17 protein-coding genes, 1 tRNA gene and 1 pseudogene are annotated in these 16,065 nt (G+C 35.1%); 13 read left to right on the forward strand and 6 right to left on the reverse strand.

The window, feature by feature from the left end; genetic code table 11:
* Positions 1 to 32: 32 nt before the first annotated feature.
* A complete protein-coding gene (gene odhA / locus AC2CGR_RS01700) occupies positions 33 to 2,900 on the reverse strand; it encodes a 2-oxoglutarate dehydrogenase E1 component (protein WP_073542626.1) in 2,868 nt (955 codons plus the stop codon).
* Positions 2,901 to 3,726: 826 nt separating this feature from the next.
* Here odhA and AC2CGR_RS01705 point away from each other — a divergent pair.
* From AC2CGR_RS01705 to AC2CGR_RS01735, 7 genes are all read left to right on the forward strand, one after another.
* Entirely contained in the window at positions 3,727 to 3,942 is a 216-nt protein-coding gene (locus AC2CGR_RS01705; protein WP_087965405.1) for a helix-turn-helix transcriptional regulator, read from the forward strand.
* On the forward strand, positions 3,939 to 4,316 hold the full coding sequence (locus tag AC2CGR_RS01710) for a permease (RefSeq protein ID WP_270185377.1): 378 nt from the start codon (positions 3,939 to 3,941) through the stop codon (positions 4,314 to 4,316). The genes AC2CGR_RS01705 and AC2CGR_RS01710 overlap by 4 nt, the downstream gene beginning before the upstream one ends.
* Before the next feature lie 28 nt (positions 4,317 to 4,344).
* Positions 4,345 to 4,527, forward strand: coding sequence for a DUF3976 domain-containing protein (locus tag AC2CGR_RS01715; RefSeq protein WP_087965401.1), 183 nt, complete (start codon positions 4,345 to 4,347; stop codon positions 4,525 to 4,527).
* A gap of 513 nt (positions 4,528 to 5,040) precedes the next feature.
* Positions 5,041 to 6,396, forward strand: coding sequence for an RNA-guided endonuclease TnpB family protein (locus AC2CGR_RS01720; protein WP_484480464.1), 1,356 nt, complete (start codon positions 5,041 to 5,043; stop codon positions 6,394 to 6,396).
* Positions 6,397 to 6,703: 307 nt separating this feature from the next.
* On the forward strand, positions 6,704 to 7,018 hold the full coding sequence (locus tag AC2CGR_RS01725; protein ID WP_484480905.1) for a hypothetical protein: 315 nt from the start codon (positions 6,704 to 6,706) through the stop codon (positions 7,016 to 7,018).
* Positions 7,019 to 7,036: 18 nt separating this feature from the next.
* Positions 7,037 to 7,306, forward strand: coding sequence for a hypothetical protein (locus tag AC2CGR_RS01730; protein ID WP_270185375.1), 270 nt, complete (start codon positions 7,037 to 7,039; stop codon positions 7,304 to 7,306).
* 219 nt (positions 7,307 to 7,525) lie between these two features.
* A complete protein-coding gene (locus AC2CGR_RS01735; protein ID WP_484480465.1) occupies positions 7,526 to 8,122 on the forward strand; it encodes a hypothetical protein in 597 nt (198 codons plus the stop codon).
* 49 nt (positions 8,123 to 8,171) lie between these two features.
* Here the strand turns inward: AC2CGR_RS01735 and AC2CGR_RS01740 are convergent.
* The 3 genes and pseudogenes from AC2CGR_RS01740 to AC2CGR_RS01750 all read right to left on the reverse strand — a co-directional run bounded on the left by AC2CGR_RS01740 (position 8,172) and on the right by AC2CGR_RS01750 (position 9,691).
* A tRNA-Val gene (locus tag AC2CGR_RS01740) sits at positions 8,172 to 8,244 on the reverse strand.
* 189 nt (positions 8,245 to 8,433) lie between these two features.
* Positions 8,434 to 8,657 (reverse strand): annotated as a pseudogene (locus AC2CGR_RS01745) (hypothetical protein).
* A 278-nt stretch (positions 8,658 to 8,935) separates the two neighbouring features.
* Positions 8,936 to 9,691 carry a class I SAM-dependent methyltransferase gene (locus tag AC2CGR_RS01750; protein WP_484480466.1) on the reverse strand — a complete coding sequence of 252 codons (756 nt, stop codon included), beginning with the start codon at positions 9,689 to 9,691 and terminating at the stop codon, positions 8,936 to 8,938.
* A 516-nt stretch (positions 9,692 to 10,207) separates the two neighbouring features.
* On the opposite strand from AC2CGR_RS01750, the gene AC2CGR_RS01755 reads away from it, so the two are divergent.
* The 6 genes from AC2CGR_RS01755 to calY all read left to right on the forward strand — a co-directional run bounded on the left by AC2CGR_RS01755 (position 10,208) and on the right by calY (position 15,238).
* On the forward strand, positions 10,208 to 10,435 hold the full coding sequence (locus AC2CGR_RS01755; RefSeq protein ID WP_000251865.1) for a hypothetical protein: 228 nt from the start codon (positions 10,208 to 10,210) through the stop codon (positions 10,433 to 10,435).
* A 155-nt stretch (positions 10,436 to 10,590) separates the two neighbouring features.
* Positions 10,591 to 11,877 (forward strand): D-alanyl-D-alanine carboxypeptidase family protein, encoded by a 1,287-nt coding sequence (locus tag AC2CGR_RS01760; RefSeq protein ID WP_484480467.1) that lies wholly within the window; start codon positions 10,591 to 10,593, stop codon positions 11,875 to 11,877.
* 192 nt (positions 11,878 to 12,069) lie between these two features.
* Positions 12,070 to 12,639, forward strand: a complete 570-nt coding sequence (gene sipW / locus AC2CGR_RS01765) for a signal peptidase I SipW (protein WP_087965356.1) — start codon at positions 12,070 to 12,072, stop codon at positions 12,637 to 12,639.
* Positions 12,640 to 12,701: 62 nt separating this feature from the next.
* Positions 12,702 to 13,289 carry a CalY family protein gene (locus tag AC2CGR_RS01770; protein WP_000172849.1) on the forward strand — a complete coding sequence of 196 codons (588 nt, stop codon included), beginning with the start codon at positions 12,702 to 12,704 and terminating at the stop codon, positions 13,287 to 13,289.
* A gap of 161 nt (positions 13,290 to 13,450) precedes the next feature.
* Positions 13,451 to 14,221 (forward strand): DUF4047 domain-containing protein, encoded by a 771-nt coding sequence (locus tag AC2CGR_RS01775; protein ID WP_131101696.1) that lies wholly within the window; start codon positions 13,451 to 13,453, stop codon positions 14,219 to 14,221.
* A gap of 423 nt (positions 14,222 to 14,644) precedes the next feature.
* The gene (gene calY / locus AC2CGR_RS01780) at positions 14,645 to 15,238 is read left to right on the forward strand and encodes a biofilm matrix protein CalY (protein WP_087965352.1); all 594 of its coding nucleotides are present in this window, start codon (positions 14,645 to 14,647) and stop codon (positions 15,236 to 15,238) included.
* 80 nt (positions 15,239 to 15,318) lie between these two features.
* Here calY and AC2CGR_RS01785 read toward each other — a convergent pair whose 3' ends face one another.
* Positions 15,319 to 15,642, reverse strand: a complete 324-nt coding sequence (locus AC2CGR_RS01785) for a helix-turn-helix domain-containing protein (protein ID WP_060630023.1) — start codon at positions 15,640 to 15,642, stop codon at positions 15,319 to 15,321.
* A 79-nt stretch (positions 15,643 to 15,721) separates the two neighbouring features.
* Positions 15,722 to 15,856 (reverse strand): anti-repressor SinI family protein, encoded by a 135-nt coding sequence (locus tag AC2CGR_RS01790; protein WP_048526766.1) that lies wholly within the window; start codon positions 15,854 to 15,856, stop codon positions 15,722 to 15,724.
* Positions 15,857 to 16,065: the final 209 nt, after the last annotated feature.

Consider the following 16,065-nt stretch of genomic DNA (forward strand, 5'->3'; position numbering starts at 1 on the left):
GGGAACAAGCTAGAAACCTTCATTGTTACTTTTTAGTTGCTGAAAACTTCAATTTCTAATTTATCTTGACGGAAGTTATACTTCACGTCTAAAGCGTGAGCAACAATTAGTTCTTGCTCAGCTTTGTGAGCGAATGGATCGCCACCAGATGGACTAGAGCGATCTGGGCGTCCAATGTAACCCGTTTTCACTTTATCTCCAGCTAGTTCGAACAGAATTGGAGCCATGTAATGCCATGCGCCCATATTACGAGGTTCTTCTTGAACCCAAATAATTTCTTCTAAGTTTTTAAAACGTTTAATAATAGACTGAACTTTCTCAGCAGGGAATGGGTACAACTGCTCAATGCGAACGATATGAACTTCATCTAAGTTGTACTCATGTTTACCAGACTCGATTTCTGCTGCTAAGTCAATCGCCATTTTACCTGTGCTTAAAACAAGACGTTTTACTTTGTTTGGTTTTGTACCAAGGTTTTCTTGTTCTAAAGCAGGTTGGAAACGTCCTTCGCTTAACTGACTAGCAGTTGAAAGCGTAAGTGGGTGACGTAATAAACTCTTCGGCGTCATCAGTACTAATGGTCGAACAGCTTCTGTTCCTAAGATAGATGCTTGACGACGTAAAATATGGAAGTATTGTGCCGCGCTCGTTAAGTTTGCAACTGTCCAGTTGTTCTCAGCAGCTAACTGTAAGAAACGCTCAGGACGCGCACTAGAGTGCTCTGGTCCTTGACCTTCATAACCGTGTGGTAATAGAAGAACTAAACCAGATTTTTGACCCCATTTTGCTCTTCCTGCTGAAACATATTGATCAAATAATGCTTGTGCAGTATTTGAGAAGTCACCATATTGCGCTTCCCACATAACAAGCGTTTCTGGAGCGAATACGTTATAACCATACTCGTAACCAACAACAGCAGCTTCTGATAACGGACTGTTATGAACAGAGAATGAAGCGTTGATGTTTGGTAAGCGATGTAATGGTGAATATGTTTCATTTGTATCAGTATCGTGTAATACGATGTGACGGTGCGCGAATGTACCACGCTGTGAATCTTGACCAGTTAAACGAATTGGCGTACCTTCTTGTAAAATAGAAGCGAATGCTAATGACTCAGCAAGTGCCCATTCAATTTTACCGTTCTCTTCAAGAGCATCTTTACGGCGCTCAAGAATTTTCTTCACTTTCGGATATACGTTAAAGCCTTCTGGCCAAGAGAGTAGACCTTCATTAATTGCACGAAGTGAGTCAAGCTCAACACCAGTATCAATTGGCTGAATACCTTTTGCAACAACATCTGGCACTTTAACGTGAATTGTTGCATCGCTCGTATCAGCTGGCGGTACTTGTGCATAGTCAGATTTTAATTGCTCTTGCGTAAACTGTGTAATTGTTTCAATTTCATCTGCATTTAGAACACCAGCAGCTTGTAATTGATCTGCATAAATTGCTCTTACCGTTGGGTGATTTTTAATCTTTTTGTACACTTGTGGTTGTGTAACTGCTGGGTCATCCATTTCGTTATGACCGTAGCGGCGGTAACCAATTAAATCGATTAAGAAATCTTTTTTGAACAACATGCGATATTGAATCGCAAGGTTAGCAGCAGCAAGACAAGCTTCCGGATCATCAGCATTCACGTGAACAATCGGAATATCGAAACCTTTTGCAAGATCACTTGAATATTTTGTAGAACGAGAATCATAGCTATCAGTCGTAAAACCAACTGCATTGTTTGCGATAACATGAATTGTTCCGCCTGTTTGGTACGCGTTCAATCTGCTTAAGTTGAGTGTTTCAGATACAATACCTTGACCAGGGAATGCAGCATCACCGTGAACTAAAATTACGAATGATTTTGAAGTATCTTGTTCTGGAAGACCAGATTTTTTACGGTTTTCTTGAGCCGCACGTGCGAAACCTTCTACGACAGGATTAACGAACTCAAGGTGACTTGGATTATTTGCTAATGTAACGCGAGTGCTAACTTCTTCGTTACTAACGACTTGTTCTCTACCTAAATGGTATTTTACGTCGCCAGTCCAGCCAGAGTTTGCTACTGCGCCTTCTATTTTTGCATGTTTGAACTCAGCAAACATGTGACTATATGGTTTTTCTAATACGTGTGCAAGTACGCTTAGACGACCTCGGTGAGCCATACCAATCATGACATCTTCTACGCCGTTCTTTGCACCTTCTAGCACAATTTCATCTAGAACAGGTACAAGCATATCAACGCCCTCGATAGAGAAACGCTTTTGCCCAACGAATGTTTTATGCAAGAATTGCTCGAAACCTTCAACAGCTGTTAAACGTTTTAAAAGAGCAGTTCGTTTTTTATTTGATAGTGGTTGACGCAATGAATTTGATTCCACCATTTGATGCAACCACGCGCGTTCTTCACTATCTTGTATATGAGAAAATTCATAAGCTAAAGATTGTGTATACACTTCTTTTAATCTATGAATTACATCAAGTGCAGTGTGAATACCTTCTGGTGCATCTTGCCATACTGTTTTCGCTGGAATCGCTTTCAAATCAGCATCGCTCAGTTCGTTCATTGCTTTCTCAAGAAGAGATTGTCCATTTGCAGCATCCTCCATCGGATTGATGTGAGCCAACGTATGCCCGAAAGAACGAATCTGTTCAACAAGCTGAACGACTTTAAGAATCTTTTCAATGTTACCTGTGTTTTGAGGAGAAAAATGTGTTGCTGTGTTGTCCCCTGTTACGACATCATCTTGAAACGAAGGAGCTCCAAAAATTTCAAAAAGCTCTTGTAATTCCGGATCAACAGAACCTGCTCCAGTTACGTAAAGATCATACTGTTCAATAACATAACCAAGGTTCGGACCGTGGAACTTGGCCCAAGGGTTTGTCGTTGTATTCTTCCTCGTCATTTGTTTAAACCTCCCAATGCATATAATCCTTTTTCCATACAAAAAGGTGCATTTTGCTCTTTTCAATAATTGATGAACCAATAATCAATGTAAATGTTTTTCTTTACTCTTATGTTATTACAATAATTTACATAATACCAAACACTATTACTTATCTGTTTTGTAAAAAAACATTCACAATAACTTATCACCCAAGTTAATCTTTCATGTTATAAAGTAATTTTACAGAAAAATAGGGTGGATATATTTGGTATACCTATACAAATAACTAAGATTGGTGCATGTAAATATAAGTATAATAGTTAGAATGTTTCGATAAAAATGAGTTCGAATTATGTATATTGAAATAATAAGCGCTTTCATTGATATTATACAACAATATAACGGGATATAGTATAAAAAATAAAAAATTATGAATTTAGCGTAAACTTTATTTAGATAGTGTTAAATATTGAAAGGAAAGTGAAGGATTTCTACAAAAAAAGTTGCTAAACATAAAAAATGCTTCATAAACAGTTAGTTTCTATAAATATGCCGAAAAACACCGTAAAACCAATAATACATTTCGCGGAAGAAAGGGATAAATGAAATATTTTAAAAGGATAAAACAAATATGGAGATATTAAATTTTAAAAAAAGAGAAGTGGAGATATAGTAACAGTTATTTACATTGTTCCATGTTTCATTACAAAATAGACGTGCTGAAATTGAAAAAGGTTTCTTCTATATAAATGGAATGAAGCAAACTAAAATATATGTAAAGGAAGCTTGACGTAAAGTTTGCTTTACATATATACTCGGTATAAGGGAGGAGGGAGAAATTTCCTTGGAAAATAAAATGGTCGAATACCGAAAAAAATTTGGACTATCTCAAGAAAAATTGGCTGAGAAACTTGGCGTTTCCAGACAAACCATCATTTCAATTGAAAAAGGAAAATACGATCCATCACTTCCGTTAGCATTTGAAATAGCGAAAACATTTCAGACAACGATAGAACATGTATTTATTTATGAAGGAACAGAAGAGGGGGAATCGGAATGAATTATTCACAAAAGTACTTTGTGATGATGGGAATTATTTTTCTATTTATGAGTGGATTTATGATATTAACAGGTATTATGACGCATTCCGCACCGCCAACAGCGACTTATCCGTTACTTGGTATGATGATTATGTGTTTCTGCCTAAGTTATTTACACCCACAATTTAAAGAAAAAGACGAACGCATGAAACTCATTCGTTATAAAGGGATGTTCGTGACTTTTTTTGCATTAACAGCATATTACCTTCTTTTCTCTATCGGCTTAAACTTAAAAATATTTACACTATCTGCTACTGAACTATTGAATATACTTATGGCACTCACGATGAGTACCGTCTTTATCTCATTTGTTGTTTTGGCCAAAAGATATTAAGATGGAAAAGAGAAAGGAAGATTAACAGATGCAAATGATGTATGCTTTTGGCATTGGGCTTGTATTATTTTTAGCCGTATTCTTATTTATTCGGAAAGACGTGCAAGGTGGGACGTTAACGAAAAGAGGCTTTTATAAAATGATCGGCTGTTTAGTTGTTATGTTTATAGCAATTATCATAATGATTGTTTTAATAAATCAATCACTATAGAATGAACCTTACTTGAGTAAGGTTTTTCTTTTTTGTATAAAATCCGAAAATCCCCACTAAATCCATTTGCTACATATAATTGATATTATATAATTTGATAAAATGATAGATAGGGAGCATAGTATATGAATAAAAAAACTATCTTCTTTTTTATCCTTTTCGGCAAGAAGACTCCATCTGATTTGTGTTACGGGTGAAGCACAACAATTCAGGTGGAGATGAATTGCCGTCAGCAGGTAGACGAAACAATTTTGTTTCTTTTGTCTTACGATATAATCTGCTCTAGATGAGTAGGGGATATATCGTAGGACAACGAAATTAGATAATCATAATCATTCGGCTGCTTGAACCAAAAGAAATTAAGATGAAGAACATGTTCACATTTTGTTCCGTTCTAAATATTGATTTGTCAAAAGTAATTAACAGTTACAAAATTATTTCTTTCCTAAGAAAAAACACGATCTTAGGAAAGAAATAATTGTAATGAACTCTCTGAGAAAGGTGGTGAAAACAATGGCTAGAAAGAAAGCAGTGAAAGTATTACGGAAACAAAAGAAAAGAGAAACCATGCAACGATTCACGCAGAAACAGAATATCGGACGAGCTTGCCTTACTGCAAAAGAATTTCGCTTACTGCAACGCATGTCACATAGTTCAAAAGCGTTGCGAAATGTCGGATTGTACACGATTAAACAAAGTTACTTGAACTATAACAAGATGGCTACTGTAAAAGAAGTGGACACTGCCATGCAAGCTGATTTGAATTACTCGGGCGTTCAATCAAACTCTGTTCAAGCGATTCGTAGAGCCTTATTTACAGAAGTGAAGAGCTTTTTTAAAGCGTTGGAACAGTGGAAGAAAAACCCTAAAACCTTCACAGGTCGTCCTAAGTTTCCGAATTATTCTCGTTCAACGGATAAACGAATCATTGAAATCTATCAAATTCCAAAAGTGGATGATAACGGGTATTGGATGATTCCGATGAATGTTGCATTTAGAAAAAAATTCGGTTCCATTAAAATACGTATGCCGAAAAACGTAAGGCATAAAAAAATCTCCTACATTGAGATTGTACCGAAGCAAAAAGGTCGGTTCTTTGAGGTGCATTATACATATGAAATGCACGTTTCTCAAATGAAGAAACTATCCACGACTACGAGTAACGCTTTGAGTTGCGATTTAGGTGTAGATAGATTAGTAAGTTGTGTAACAAATACAGGCGATGCATTTTTAATTGATGGAAAAAAATTAAAATCTATTAACCAGTACTTCAACAAAATGATACGTAATCTGCAACGGAAAAATATAGAAAACGGGCTTTCAAAACGCGTTGTAACGAATAAAATTGCTGCACTTTGGCATAAACGGGAAAGACAAATCAATGGTTACATTTCACAAACGGTAGGCTTATTGTTCAAAAAAGTGAAAGCATTCGATATAGATACGATTGTCGTAGGGTATAACGCGGGTTGGAAACAAAAATCTGATATGGGAAAAAAGAATAATCAAACATTTGTTCAAATCCCATTTCATAAACTGATGGCAGCAATTGAGAATAAGTGTGTAAAAGAAGGTATACAATTTTTAAAACAAGAAGAAAGCTATACTTCAAAAGCTAGTTTTCTTGATAAAGATCCAGTTCCAGTTTGGTCTAAGGAAGATAGGACGCATTATCGCTTTAGTGGCAAACGAATTACTCGTGGTCTGTATCAAAGTAAAGCAGGAACATGCATCCACGCTGATATTAATGGTGCGCTGAATACATTGCAAAAATCAAAAGTTATAGAATTGGACGACAATCTCAAGGTAAAAACGCCGATTCTATTAGAAGTGCAAAAACGTAAGGCTGTTGCTTCGCGCATAGCTTAGTGGGTGTGTCAACCATCCATGTGTACTCGACTTGTCGGGGCTTGTAGCACACGCCAGATTCATCTGAGTGGTGGCTTCTTCTGCAAGGAAGAACTGCTCTTTTGCGAAAGGGTGGTGCAAGTGGGAAAACGATTGTTCGTTTTTAGTACCAACCAAAAAACATACTTGGGGTGTTACCGTAAGGTGGCATGAATGCTAGAGCGTCAAACAGTCTAGTGATAGACCGAAAAGACCTAGCATTCAAACTCAAGCCCCCACTGAAACGTTTTATCTCAGTGGGGAGAGTTGACTAACATGTCTACTACTTATAGCTAGTATTACTTATATAATATGTAACAAACGCCAACCAGTGCCACCTATGTTAGTATGGGAGGGTCAGGAATACTATGTAACGCATGAACCTGCCGAAGCTGAAAAAGTTGGACAAAGGCTCGGAGAAGTAACAAAGAAAATCGAAACGAGTAAAAAACCTACTAAAAACAGTGAATCCAACATATTACAAGAAAAAACAAAAGTATTCACAATGGTAGAAGAAGAAAAAAATCCTCACTCACCTTTAATCATAAAGGAGCCTTATAGTGACGAATATAGAGTAGCAAGACCGATGTTCCAAGTACTATAAAGTGAAAAGGAGACTCATATGCAGACAGTAACCTCATATCCATGGTCGTTAAGAAAAATGTTTGTTTTTTTCCTTTGCTTCATCCTTCCGCCAATCGGTGCAATTTACATTGTAATGAATAGGGGGGCACTACAAAAGAGAGACTTTATTTTATACGTATTATTTGCTGCTATTAATATATCGCTTTGGGTGTCACTTAAGATTTTGGACCGGAGCATGTGGATGGTAGCGGGGCATTATGTGCTTGGAGCAATTGTTATTGTATTTTCGAATATGAATAAGAGATAAGCCAGCAATCTTAAAGTTGCTGGTTTTTATTTTGCTATTTATAATGAAGAAACAAATTTTTAATAGAGAGTAGTGGGCGTTATGAGATGGAAAGCAGGAACGTTTGAAAAAATAGAAACGAATGACTCATATAAATGCTATACTAAAAAATGTTTGTAATGTAAGTTTCATACTATTGTATACTGCTGACTTACTAGAAAAGATAAGAGGAGAATGAACGTGAAAAAGATACAGAAATTATTGCTGTTAATGATGGTAGTAGGATTAACAGTCGGTGTTTTAGCAGGATGTGCAAATTCGAAAGATACGACAGAAGAATTTTTAACTGCGATACAAAAAGGTGATGTAGAAAAGGCTCGTACATTTGTTGAGAGTGACAAAGAATTTAATAAACTAAATGAAAAAACAGATGATGCGGAAGCGAAAGCAATGCTGAGCGCCATTACGAAAAACTTTAAATTTGAAAAGCTAGAAGAAGTATCGAAAAAGGATGACAAATCAGAAGTGCAAGTGGAAATTACATCTGCTGATCTATCCGTTGCTGTAACAAAAGCAGTGGGAGAAGTTATGCCAATGGCCTTTGCTAGCGCATTTAGCGAAGACAAAGAACAATCTGAAAAAGCAATCGAAAAAACAATGACATCAGCGATCATCAAACATTTATCAGATAAAGATGCAATCATGGCAACTCGCAAAGTTACATTGAACTTAAAGAAAAACAAAGATGGCGACTATAAAATCGTTGCAGATGATAACTTGAAAGAAGTATTGTTTGCTAATGCGAAGTCGTTGAAGCAGATGTTTGATGGGAAGTGATTGACTTACATAAAAAAAAGACACCATAGATATGGTGTCTTTTTTTTTATGACCCCGGAGAGGCTCGAACTCACGACCTCCACCCTGTCAAGGTGGCGCTCTCCCTGCTGAGCTACGGGATCTTCAAAAATGCGTATGTAACAGCATCTTTAATCATTATGTTAAAGCAATTATATATAATTAACTGAAATTTTACAATATTTTTATATTAATCTTTTGAAAGGAAAGTATTTGGAATCACATTAGTAGTGTATTAAGGAATATATAAGTAGAGAATTTAATGAAAAGAGGGTTTGAATAAAGTGGTTATATTATTTTTTTCGATACCAATCCAAAGGGCCTTCATCACTCAAATCAACAAGAAAAGGTAATAAGAAGTGTAAAGGTAGGCTTATAAGTTCTGGCATAGCGTTTATTGTTTTCTTTGATAGGTATTGCCTTCCGAAACAATACGGACAATCTTTTTCAAATGTCACGAGTATCGACCATACATCTTTTACTTTCCATTCGTTTTACAATACGTACAGTGCGCCATTGAGTTCCTCCTCGTTTTTAAGTGTTTTCTAATATATTCCATTTCATTGTAATAAAGTCAAGTGTATTTCGTGTGATAAAATGTGAGTTTTTTATAAAAAGATAATAAAGCTATTACATTTCATCGCACGAAACAAGCATACCCCCGTCCTAAATCAAGACCGGGAGTATGCTTGCTTAATTTTCAATATAGTGTACTGCATTGTACTCAACATATAAAAATAAAGCTAAGGTTTATTCAATGATCGTGCTTGTTTGGTGAGGGCTGATTCCAGCTATTTACACATTGCCCATGTAACTTCGCGTTAAGTTTGGGAGAACAATTTTTCCGTTCTTACTGTATTTTTCGAATAACTCTGATAGGAGAGAAATAAAGTTTTGATATTCTTCGTCATTTTCTTTCGGAGCATAGGACGCTGATAGATTTCTTCCTAAAAAACCTTCATAATCAAAAAGTAAATCATTTTGATATTCTTTAAATTCGTACTTTCCATCTTTAAAAAAGCTGTTAAACATTTCTGGAGTTTCCTCGATTCCACCGCTAAATCCTTTGAAATTCGGGCAGGTTTTCTCGCAAATGTCTGCATTTTCTTTAATAATGGGACTAATTACATCTCTACTATTCCAAACAAGAGCAACATTTGCTTTTTGTTTCAAAATTCGTTGGCATTCGATTTTGAAAGCTTCTTTATCAAACCAATGAAATGCTTGAGCAACAGTCACTAAATCTACACTATTTTCTTTTAAAGTGGTATGTTCGGCAGTTGCTTTTATGGATTGAAAACGAGGATATCGTTTTAACGATTGTTCTGCCATGTTTCTCATGTCATCATTTGGCTCAACTCCAATAACATGTAAACCACTTTCAAGTAGCTGGCGGCTAAATATCCCCGTACCTGAACCAATATCGGCGGCAATTTGATTCTCATTTAGTTCGTTAGCCGAAAGCAAATACTCAATATATTCATTGGGATAACTAGGCCGATATTTCGCATATATATCGGCCTTGTCAGTAAAATTTTCTGTTGTTTTCACCGTACTACCTTCTTTCCAGCAATATTATGTATAGAAATAGGAACCAAATAGTACTTTCCGCATCAGTCTCTAAGTCTACAACGTAAAAATTCATCTAAATGGAGCTGCCTTAGTGCTCTTATTCAAATTATACTATTTTGCATGATATCTTCCAAAAGACCATAATTTTTTATTCATCTAAATGGTCTAATTGTTGAATACTATGACCATTTGTATATCGTACGAGGTTTATGTAGGATAAGAGATTTCTATGTTTAATGTCCAAATTGGCCAATATATCCTTTTTACAATTTACTGAAAATCATGTATAACAGAGATACAAGATTATTTTACCCCGCTATTTGCGGGCAGTAAGATCCTCGCTCAAAATTCAGCGAAAGCAAAGAAGTTAGGTGGGATATCAACTGCCCGTAAAAGCCCGATTGGTGAGGGCTGATAATCAGTGGGGAATGAAGACCCCCCACTGATTAAAGTTTCACTTTATAAATATTCAGAAGTAGAGGGAGAATTATTGTAATGGTAAGGAAGACGTTCAAGATGCGCGTATCTAGAAATAGAACGATTTCAATTAATGGCTCAATTCTTGATGTGGATGTTACACATGATGAGTTTTTACAAGAGTTTGTTGAGTGGGTCGATTCTAAAGGTTGGTCGTTTATGGGGATGACAGATGAAATTACACCTGAGGAAGCTAGTCAAAATTTAATAGATTCATTGATTGATGAGAAGGATAAGAAAGAATAATTCTTTCTTATTTTTTATTGTATATTTATGTTCTTTATCGTAAAAGTATGATATAGTAAAAAACAGTGAATATCCTTCCAATTTAATACAAATTACATATAGATTGGTAGATTCAGTTTGTAAGCTGTGAGAGTATAGCGAAAAGGGAGAGTCATATGGTAAATTTTAAGAAAATTTTGGCTTTTATTACCGTTATTTGTTTATTTTTATTGACACCTATGACGTTGCGTGCTGAGACGAATATTGGAGTGAATCCAGAACAAGTGGCACCACCACCTAAGGAAGGGCCAAATGTTTTTAGTCAGTTTGCAACTACGATTGATGCGAAAACTGGAGATGTTTTGTATGACAAAAACGCACATCATCGTGCATTTCCGGCTAGTATGACGAAAGTGTTAACGGCGATTTTACTTATGGAGCATACGAAGCCAGAGGATCAATTTACGTTTTCACAATTAGCATTAGATCAAGAGAAGAGTAATTATCAAATTGAGTTTCAACCTGGTGAGACGATTAATAGAAATACTGCACTGATGATTTTAATGGTGTTGAGTGCGAATGATGTGTCGTATGCGATTGCGGAACGTATTGGCGGAAGTGTTGAGAATTTCGCTAATATGATGAATGAGAGAGCGAAGCAATTAGGGGCTACCGATAGTCATTTTGTAACACCAAATGGATTGCACGATCCGAACCATTATACTACGCCATTTGATATGGCTATGATTACGAGAGGTGTGCAAAAGTACCCTGAGATTTTGCAAGCGATGAATACGAAAAGGACGACAGTTACGACATCTAGGCAGACTGTGTCTATTTTTAATAAATCTACTTATTTTGAAAATCCATTTAGTATTGGTGGTAAGACAGGTTTTACAAATGAAGCGCGTAATACACTCGTTTTATTAAATGAGAAGGATGGAAATCGTATTATAAACGTAGTAATGGCTTCTCAAAGACCTGAAATTTATGAAGATTTAAAGCAGATGGCGGACTATTCTTTTGGTCAATTTGTGAAGCAAACTGTACTAGATAAACATAGTTGGCATCAAAAGGCAACGTATTTAAATAAAGATATTGATAGCGAGCTTGAAAAAAGTGCAGAACTGATGCTTAAGAAAGATGAAGGGAAAAATGTGAGGACGACTTTCCGTGCGGCATCATTAGATAAAGATTCTTTGTATCATAAAGGAATTCATCGTGGTGAGGTAGTTGGGGCAGTTGATATTACGAAAAATAATCAAACAATTGCGACGGTAAATGTTCTTTCTAAAGAAGATGTTACTTTTGCGATGCCTAAAAAAGATACTGTCGAGCCTGAAGTAAACGAATCAAACGTGAAAATAATAAGCATTGGGATAGGTGCCGCCATATTATTTGGAGCCATTTTATTTGTAGTGCTACGCCGAAATACAAAAGGAATAAAATCAGAAAAAAAATAAATTACTAGTTTAAAGGGCTGTGAAGAGATTTTGTCACAGTCTTTTTTTATATTTAAAATAACTAATAATTGTAAATTTTCTTATTGCATTTCAGTTTTGTTCGTTATATTATTTACTTGTGTTCTCGTTAAAGAACTTAAGTGAATATTGCATACTTCAAATAATATAAAACAACGGAGAGGGAGAGAAACGATGAAATTAATTTGGAAGGTGATTAGCAACGTAATCTCATTTGTTTTATTTACGTTAATGGTTTGCTTAGCTTTTGTAGTTATTTCTTCAAAAGCGAGCGGTGGTGATCCAACGGTGATGGGATATCAATTTAAGAGCGTTCTTTCAGGATCGATGGAACCAACATTTTTAACAGGATCAATCATTGCAATAGAGCCGACGAAAGATGGTTCTAAATATGAAAAAGGTGATGTTATTACCTTTAAAGAGAAAGATGAAAAAATTATCACTCACCGTATTATCGGTGTGAAAGATACAAATGGAAAAGTAATGTATGAAACAAAAGGGGATAACAACAACGGCCCTGATTTACAACCAGTACTTGCGGAGAATGTCATTGGGAAATATGCAGATATTACAGTTCCATATGCAGGGTATGCATTAAATTATGCGAATTCAAAAGCTGGAGCTGCTTTGCTTCTTATTATTCCAGGTGTCTTTTTACTAGGCTATTCCGCGATTTCTATTTTTAGTGCTATTCGTAGCATTGACGGAGAAAAGAAAGAGAAAAAAGTAGAACAATCCGTCTAGTTCGTTTGGTTATACTTTCCTTTTAGGAAGTTAACAAATATATATATTAAGGGGATATGGACATGACTTTAAAGAAAAAATTAGGGATGGGTATCGCATCAGCAGTATTAGGAGCGGCATTAGTTGGCGGAGGAACATTTGCATACTTTAGCGATAAAGAAGTGTCAAATAATACATTTGCGTCTGGTACGCTTGATTTAGCATTAAATCCATCAACAGTTGTTAATGTATCGAATTTAAAGCCTGGTGATACAGTTGAAAAAGAATTTAAATTAGAAAATAAAGGGACATTAGATATTAAAAAAGTACTACTAAAAACAGATTACAATGTAGAAGATGTGAAGAAAGATAATAAAGATGATTTTGGTAAACATATTAAAGTAACATTCTTAAAAAATGTAGACAAGCATGAAACAATCGTAAAAGAAACAACGCTAGATAAATTGAAGGGTGACACACTTACTGCGGTAAATAATGATTTAGCTGCTTGGTTCTGGGATGAAAAAGGTATTTCAGCAGGTAAATCTGATAAATTCAAAGTGAAATTTGAATTCGTTGATAATAAAAAAGATCAAAATGAATTCCAAGGCGATAAGTTACAATTAACTTGGACGTTTGATGCACAGCAAGGCGATGGTGAAACAAAATAATAAGGACAACAAAAAGAGACTATCGAAAGTGATAGTCTCTTTTTCTGCTAAAAGTGAAATGTAAAAAGAAACATAATTTTTATATCATTTTGTAATTCATTTTATTATAATAAAGATATAGTTCTTGATAAAGAACACGTTGTTCGATAGGAGAGATTAAAATGCTGAAGCCACCTCGTAAATTCAAAAAGATGCTTATATTGCCATGTTTGTGTTCGATTACTTTTTATTTAGGCTCTCAAATGATGACTTATACAGAAGCAGCTTTCATTCATGAAACGAAAGTAGCGGCTACTATTTCTACAGCAAGTATTTTTCCAAAAACAGTTGATCAATTAATACAACAAGCTAAGCAGCATAAGGAAGTTATTTTGCATGAGTACGAAGGGATGAAATCAAAATTAAATGTTAGATCCACTCAGGAATTAGAACAGGCGCTTGTTATATGGAAGCAAGGGCGTGAGAAGATAGCTACTGAGAGAGAATCGTTACAAAAAGTATATAAATCAATAGAAGAACCTTATAATCAAGTACAAGAAGAGTTAAAAGGAAATACAACTGAATCGAATAAGCAAGTATTCTCGTATGTGAATGCTGGTTTTCATATAGTGAAAGAAAACTGCGAGTATGTTGATAAAGAAGTTAATTTACAGGTGATTGATAAACAAATTCAAGATTTTGAGAAGTTGTTAGTAGATGAAACAGCAAAACAAGTGAGTGAGGCTGAGAAGCAAAAGGAATTAGAAGAGAAGAAACAAGAGGAAGCGAAAAAGCTAGAAGAGAAGAAACAAGAGGAAGCGAAAAAACTAGAAGAGAAGAAACAGGAAGAAGCGAAAAAGCTAGAAGAGAAGAAACAAGAGGAAGCGAAAAAACTAGAAGAGAAGAAACAAGAGGAAGCAAAAAAGCAAGAAGAGAGTAAGAAACAAGAGTAGCAAGTAAAATATAGCAACATATAGAGCGAATAGCGGTTATAAAGCCGAGTAGGTGAGAAGTATTACGACTCACCTATTCGGCGTGTCCTCTTTATTTTAACAATGCATGTCAAAAAGCAGATGCGAGAAAATTAATTGGCAGTATGATGGTGAAGGCTAATAATTAGTATAGATAAGAAAATTAATTAATGTTTTTTTATTTCTCAATATTTTTTAGAAATTTCGGAATAATATTGAGAAATAAAAATAACTGAAAATATTAATAAATATGTGTTGTATTTATATAGTTATGTTCGTTATAATGAACATAAGGTTTTTAAAAAAGAACAAATAGTAGCTAATCTAATATAGTTTTAGCTACATCTCTTATTTTAAATAAGAGATGGCAATAAAAATATAAAAAACAGCTAGGGGGAATTGATTGTGAGTCTGAAAAAGAAATTAGGTATGGGAGTTGCATCAGCAGCATTGGGGTTATCTTTAATTGGTGGAGGAACATTCGCTTACTTTAGCGATAAAGAAGTATCGAACAATACATTTGCAGCTGGGACGTTAGATCTTACATTAGACCCTAAAACGCTTGTAGATATTAAAGATTTAAAACCAGGGGATTCTGTTAAGAAAGAATTCTTATTAAAGAACAGTGGTACGATAGCAATTAAAGATGTTCAATTAGCAACAAAGTATACTGTGAAAGATGCAAAAGGTGATAATGCTGGTGTAGACTTTGGTGAGCATATTAAGGTGAAATTCATTTGGAATTGGGATAAACAAAGTGAGCCTGTATATGAAACAACATTAGCTAAGTTACAAAACGAAAAGCCAGATGTTTTAGCTAAAGCAATCTTTGCTCCTGAGTGGGGAGAAAACGGTGGCTTAGATGCTGGTACAGAGGACTATTTATGGGTACAATTTGAATTCACAGATAATCAAGAAGATCAAAATAAATTCCAAGGTGATTCATTAAACTTAGAATGGACATTCAACGCTCATCAAGCAGATGGCGAAGAAAGATAATAAATAAAAAAAGCGGGTATCCCCCGCTTTTTTTTATAAAGAAAAAAGAAGTGCCGATTGTAAGCACTTCTTTCTATTTATTATTTTTGATCTTGCTTCCATTTTGTAAATTCAAGAAATTCACGAAATTGTTCTTTGGAGACACCTGAGCTCATTGCATCTTTAACGAGTTGTGTCCATTCGGAGTCTAGGTGATTTTCCTTTGCTGTTTCATCATGAAGTAGAGTATCAACTGGAATTTGTAGAACTGCTGCGATTTTTTCAAGAAACTGAATGGAAGGGTTTTTTTGTAAATTTCGTTCTATAGAACTAATGTAAGATTTAGCAACACCAGCTTTTTCGGCAAGTTCAGTTAATGAAATACCTTTTTGTAAACGCAGGCGTTTTATACGTTCTCCAATCATATTTGCGCACCTTTCTATCAATATGTCGTCGTCTTATGATGTCATTATTATAACATAAATTTCGTTAAAAAGAACAAACCTATTGAGCCTGACTGGATGACTTCATACGTTGGAAAAAATGTTCGATATCTTGTAGGGCGATACCAGAGTCTAGAGCTTCAAGTATTAAATCAATCCATTCTTGATCCAGTGCGTCAGTCTTATCTTTGTACAAATGTAATTCCTCCCTAATTATCGGTCATAACTGCTGCTACAGAACACGTGATAATGCAATCGAATTTTGTATTTTATGTAGTGAATTATCAAATATTCTGTAGATAAAACAAAGATAAAATCCCCATTAAATTCTCTCTATGGAAATTATAAAGTTTCTGACAATTATTTTCAATATTTTCAGAAAACATTGTTGAATTGTGATATATT

The sequence above is a fragment of the Bacillus sp. LSHTCR4 genome (assembly GCF_057197025.1).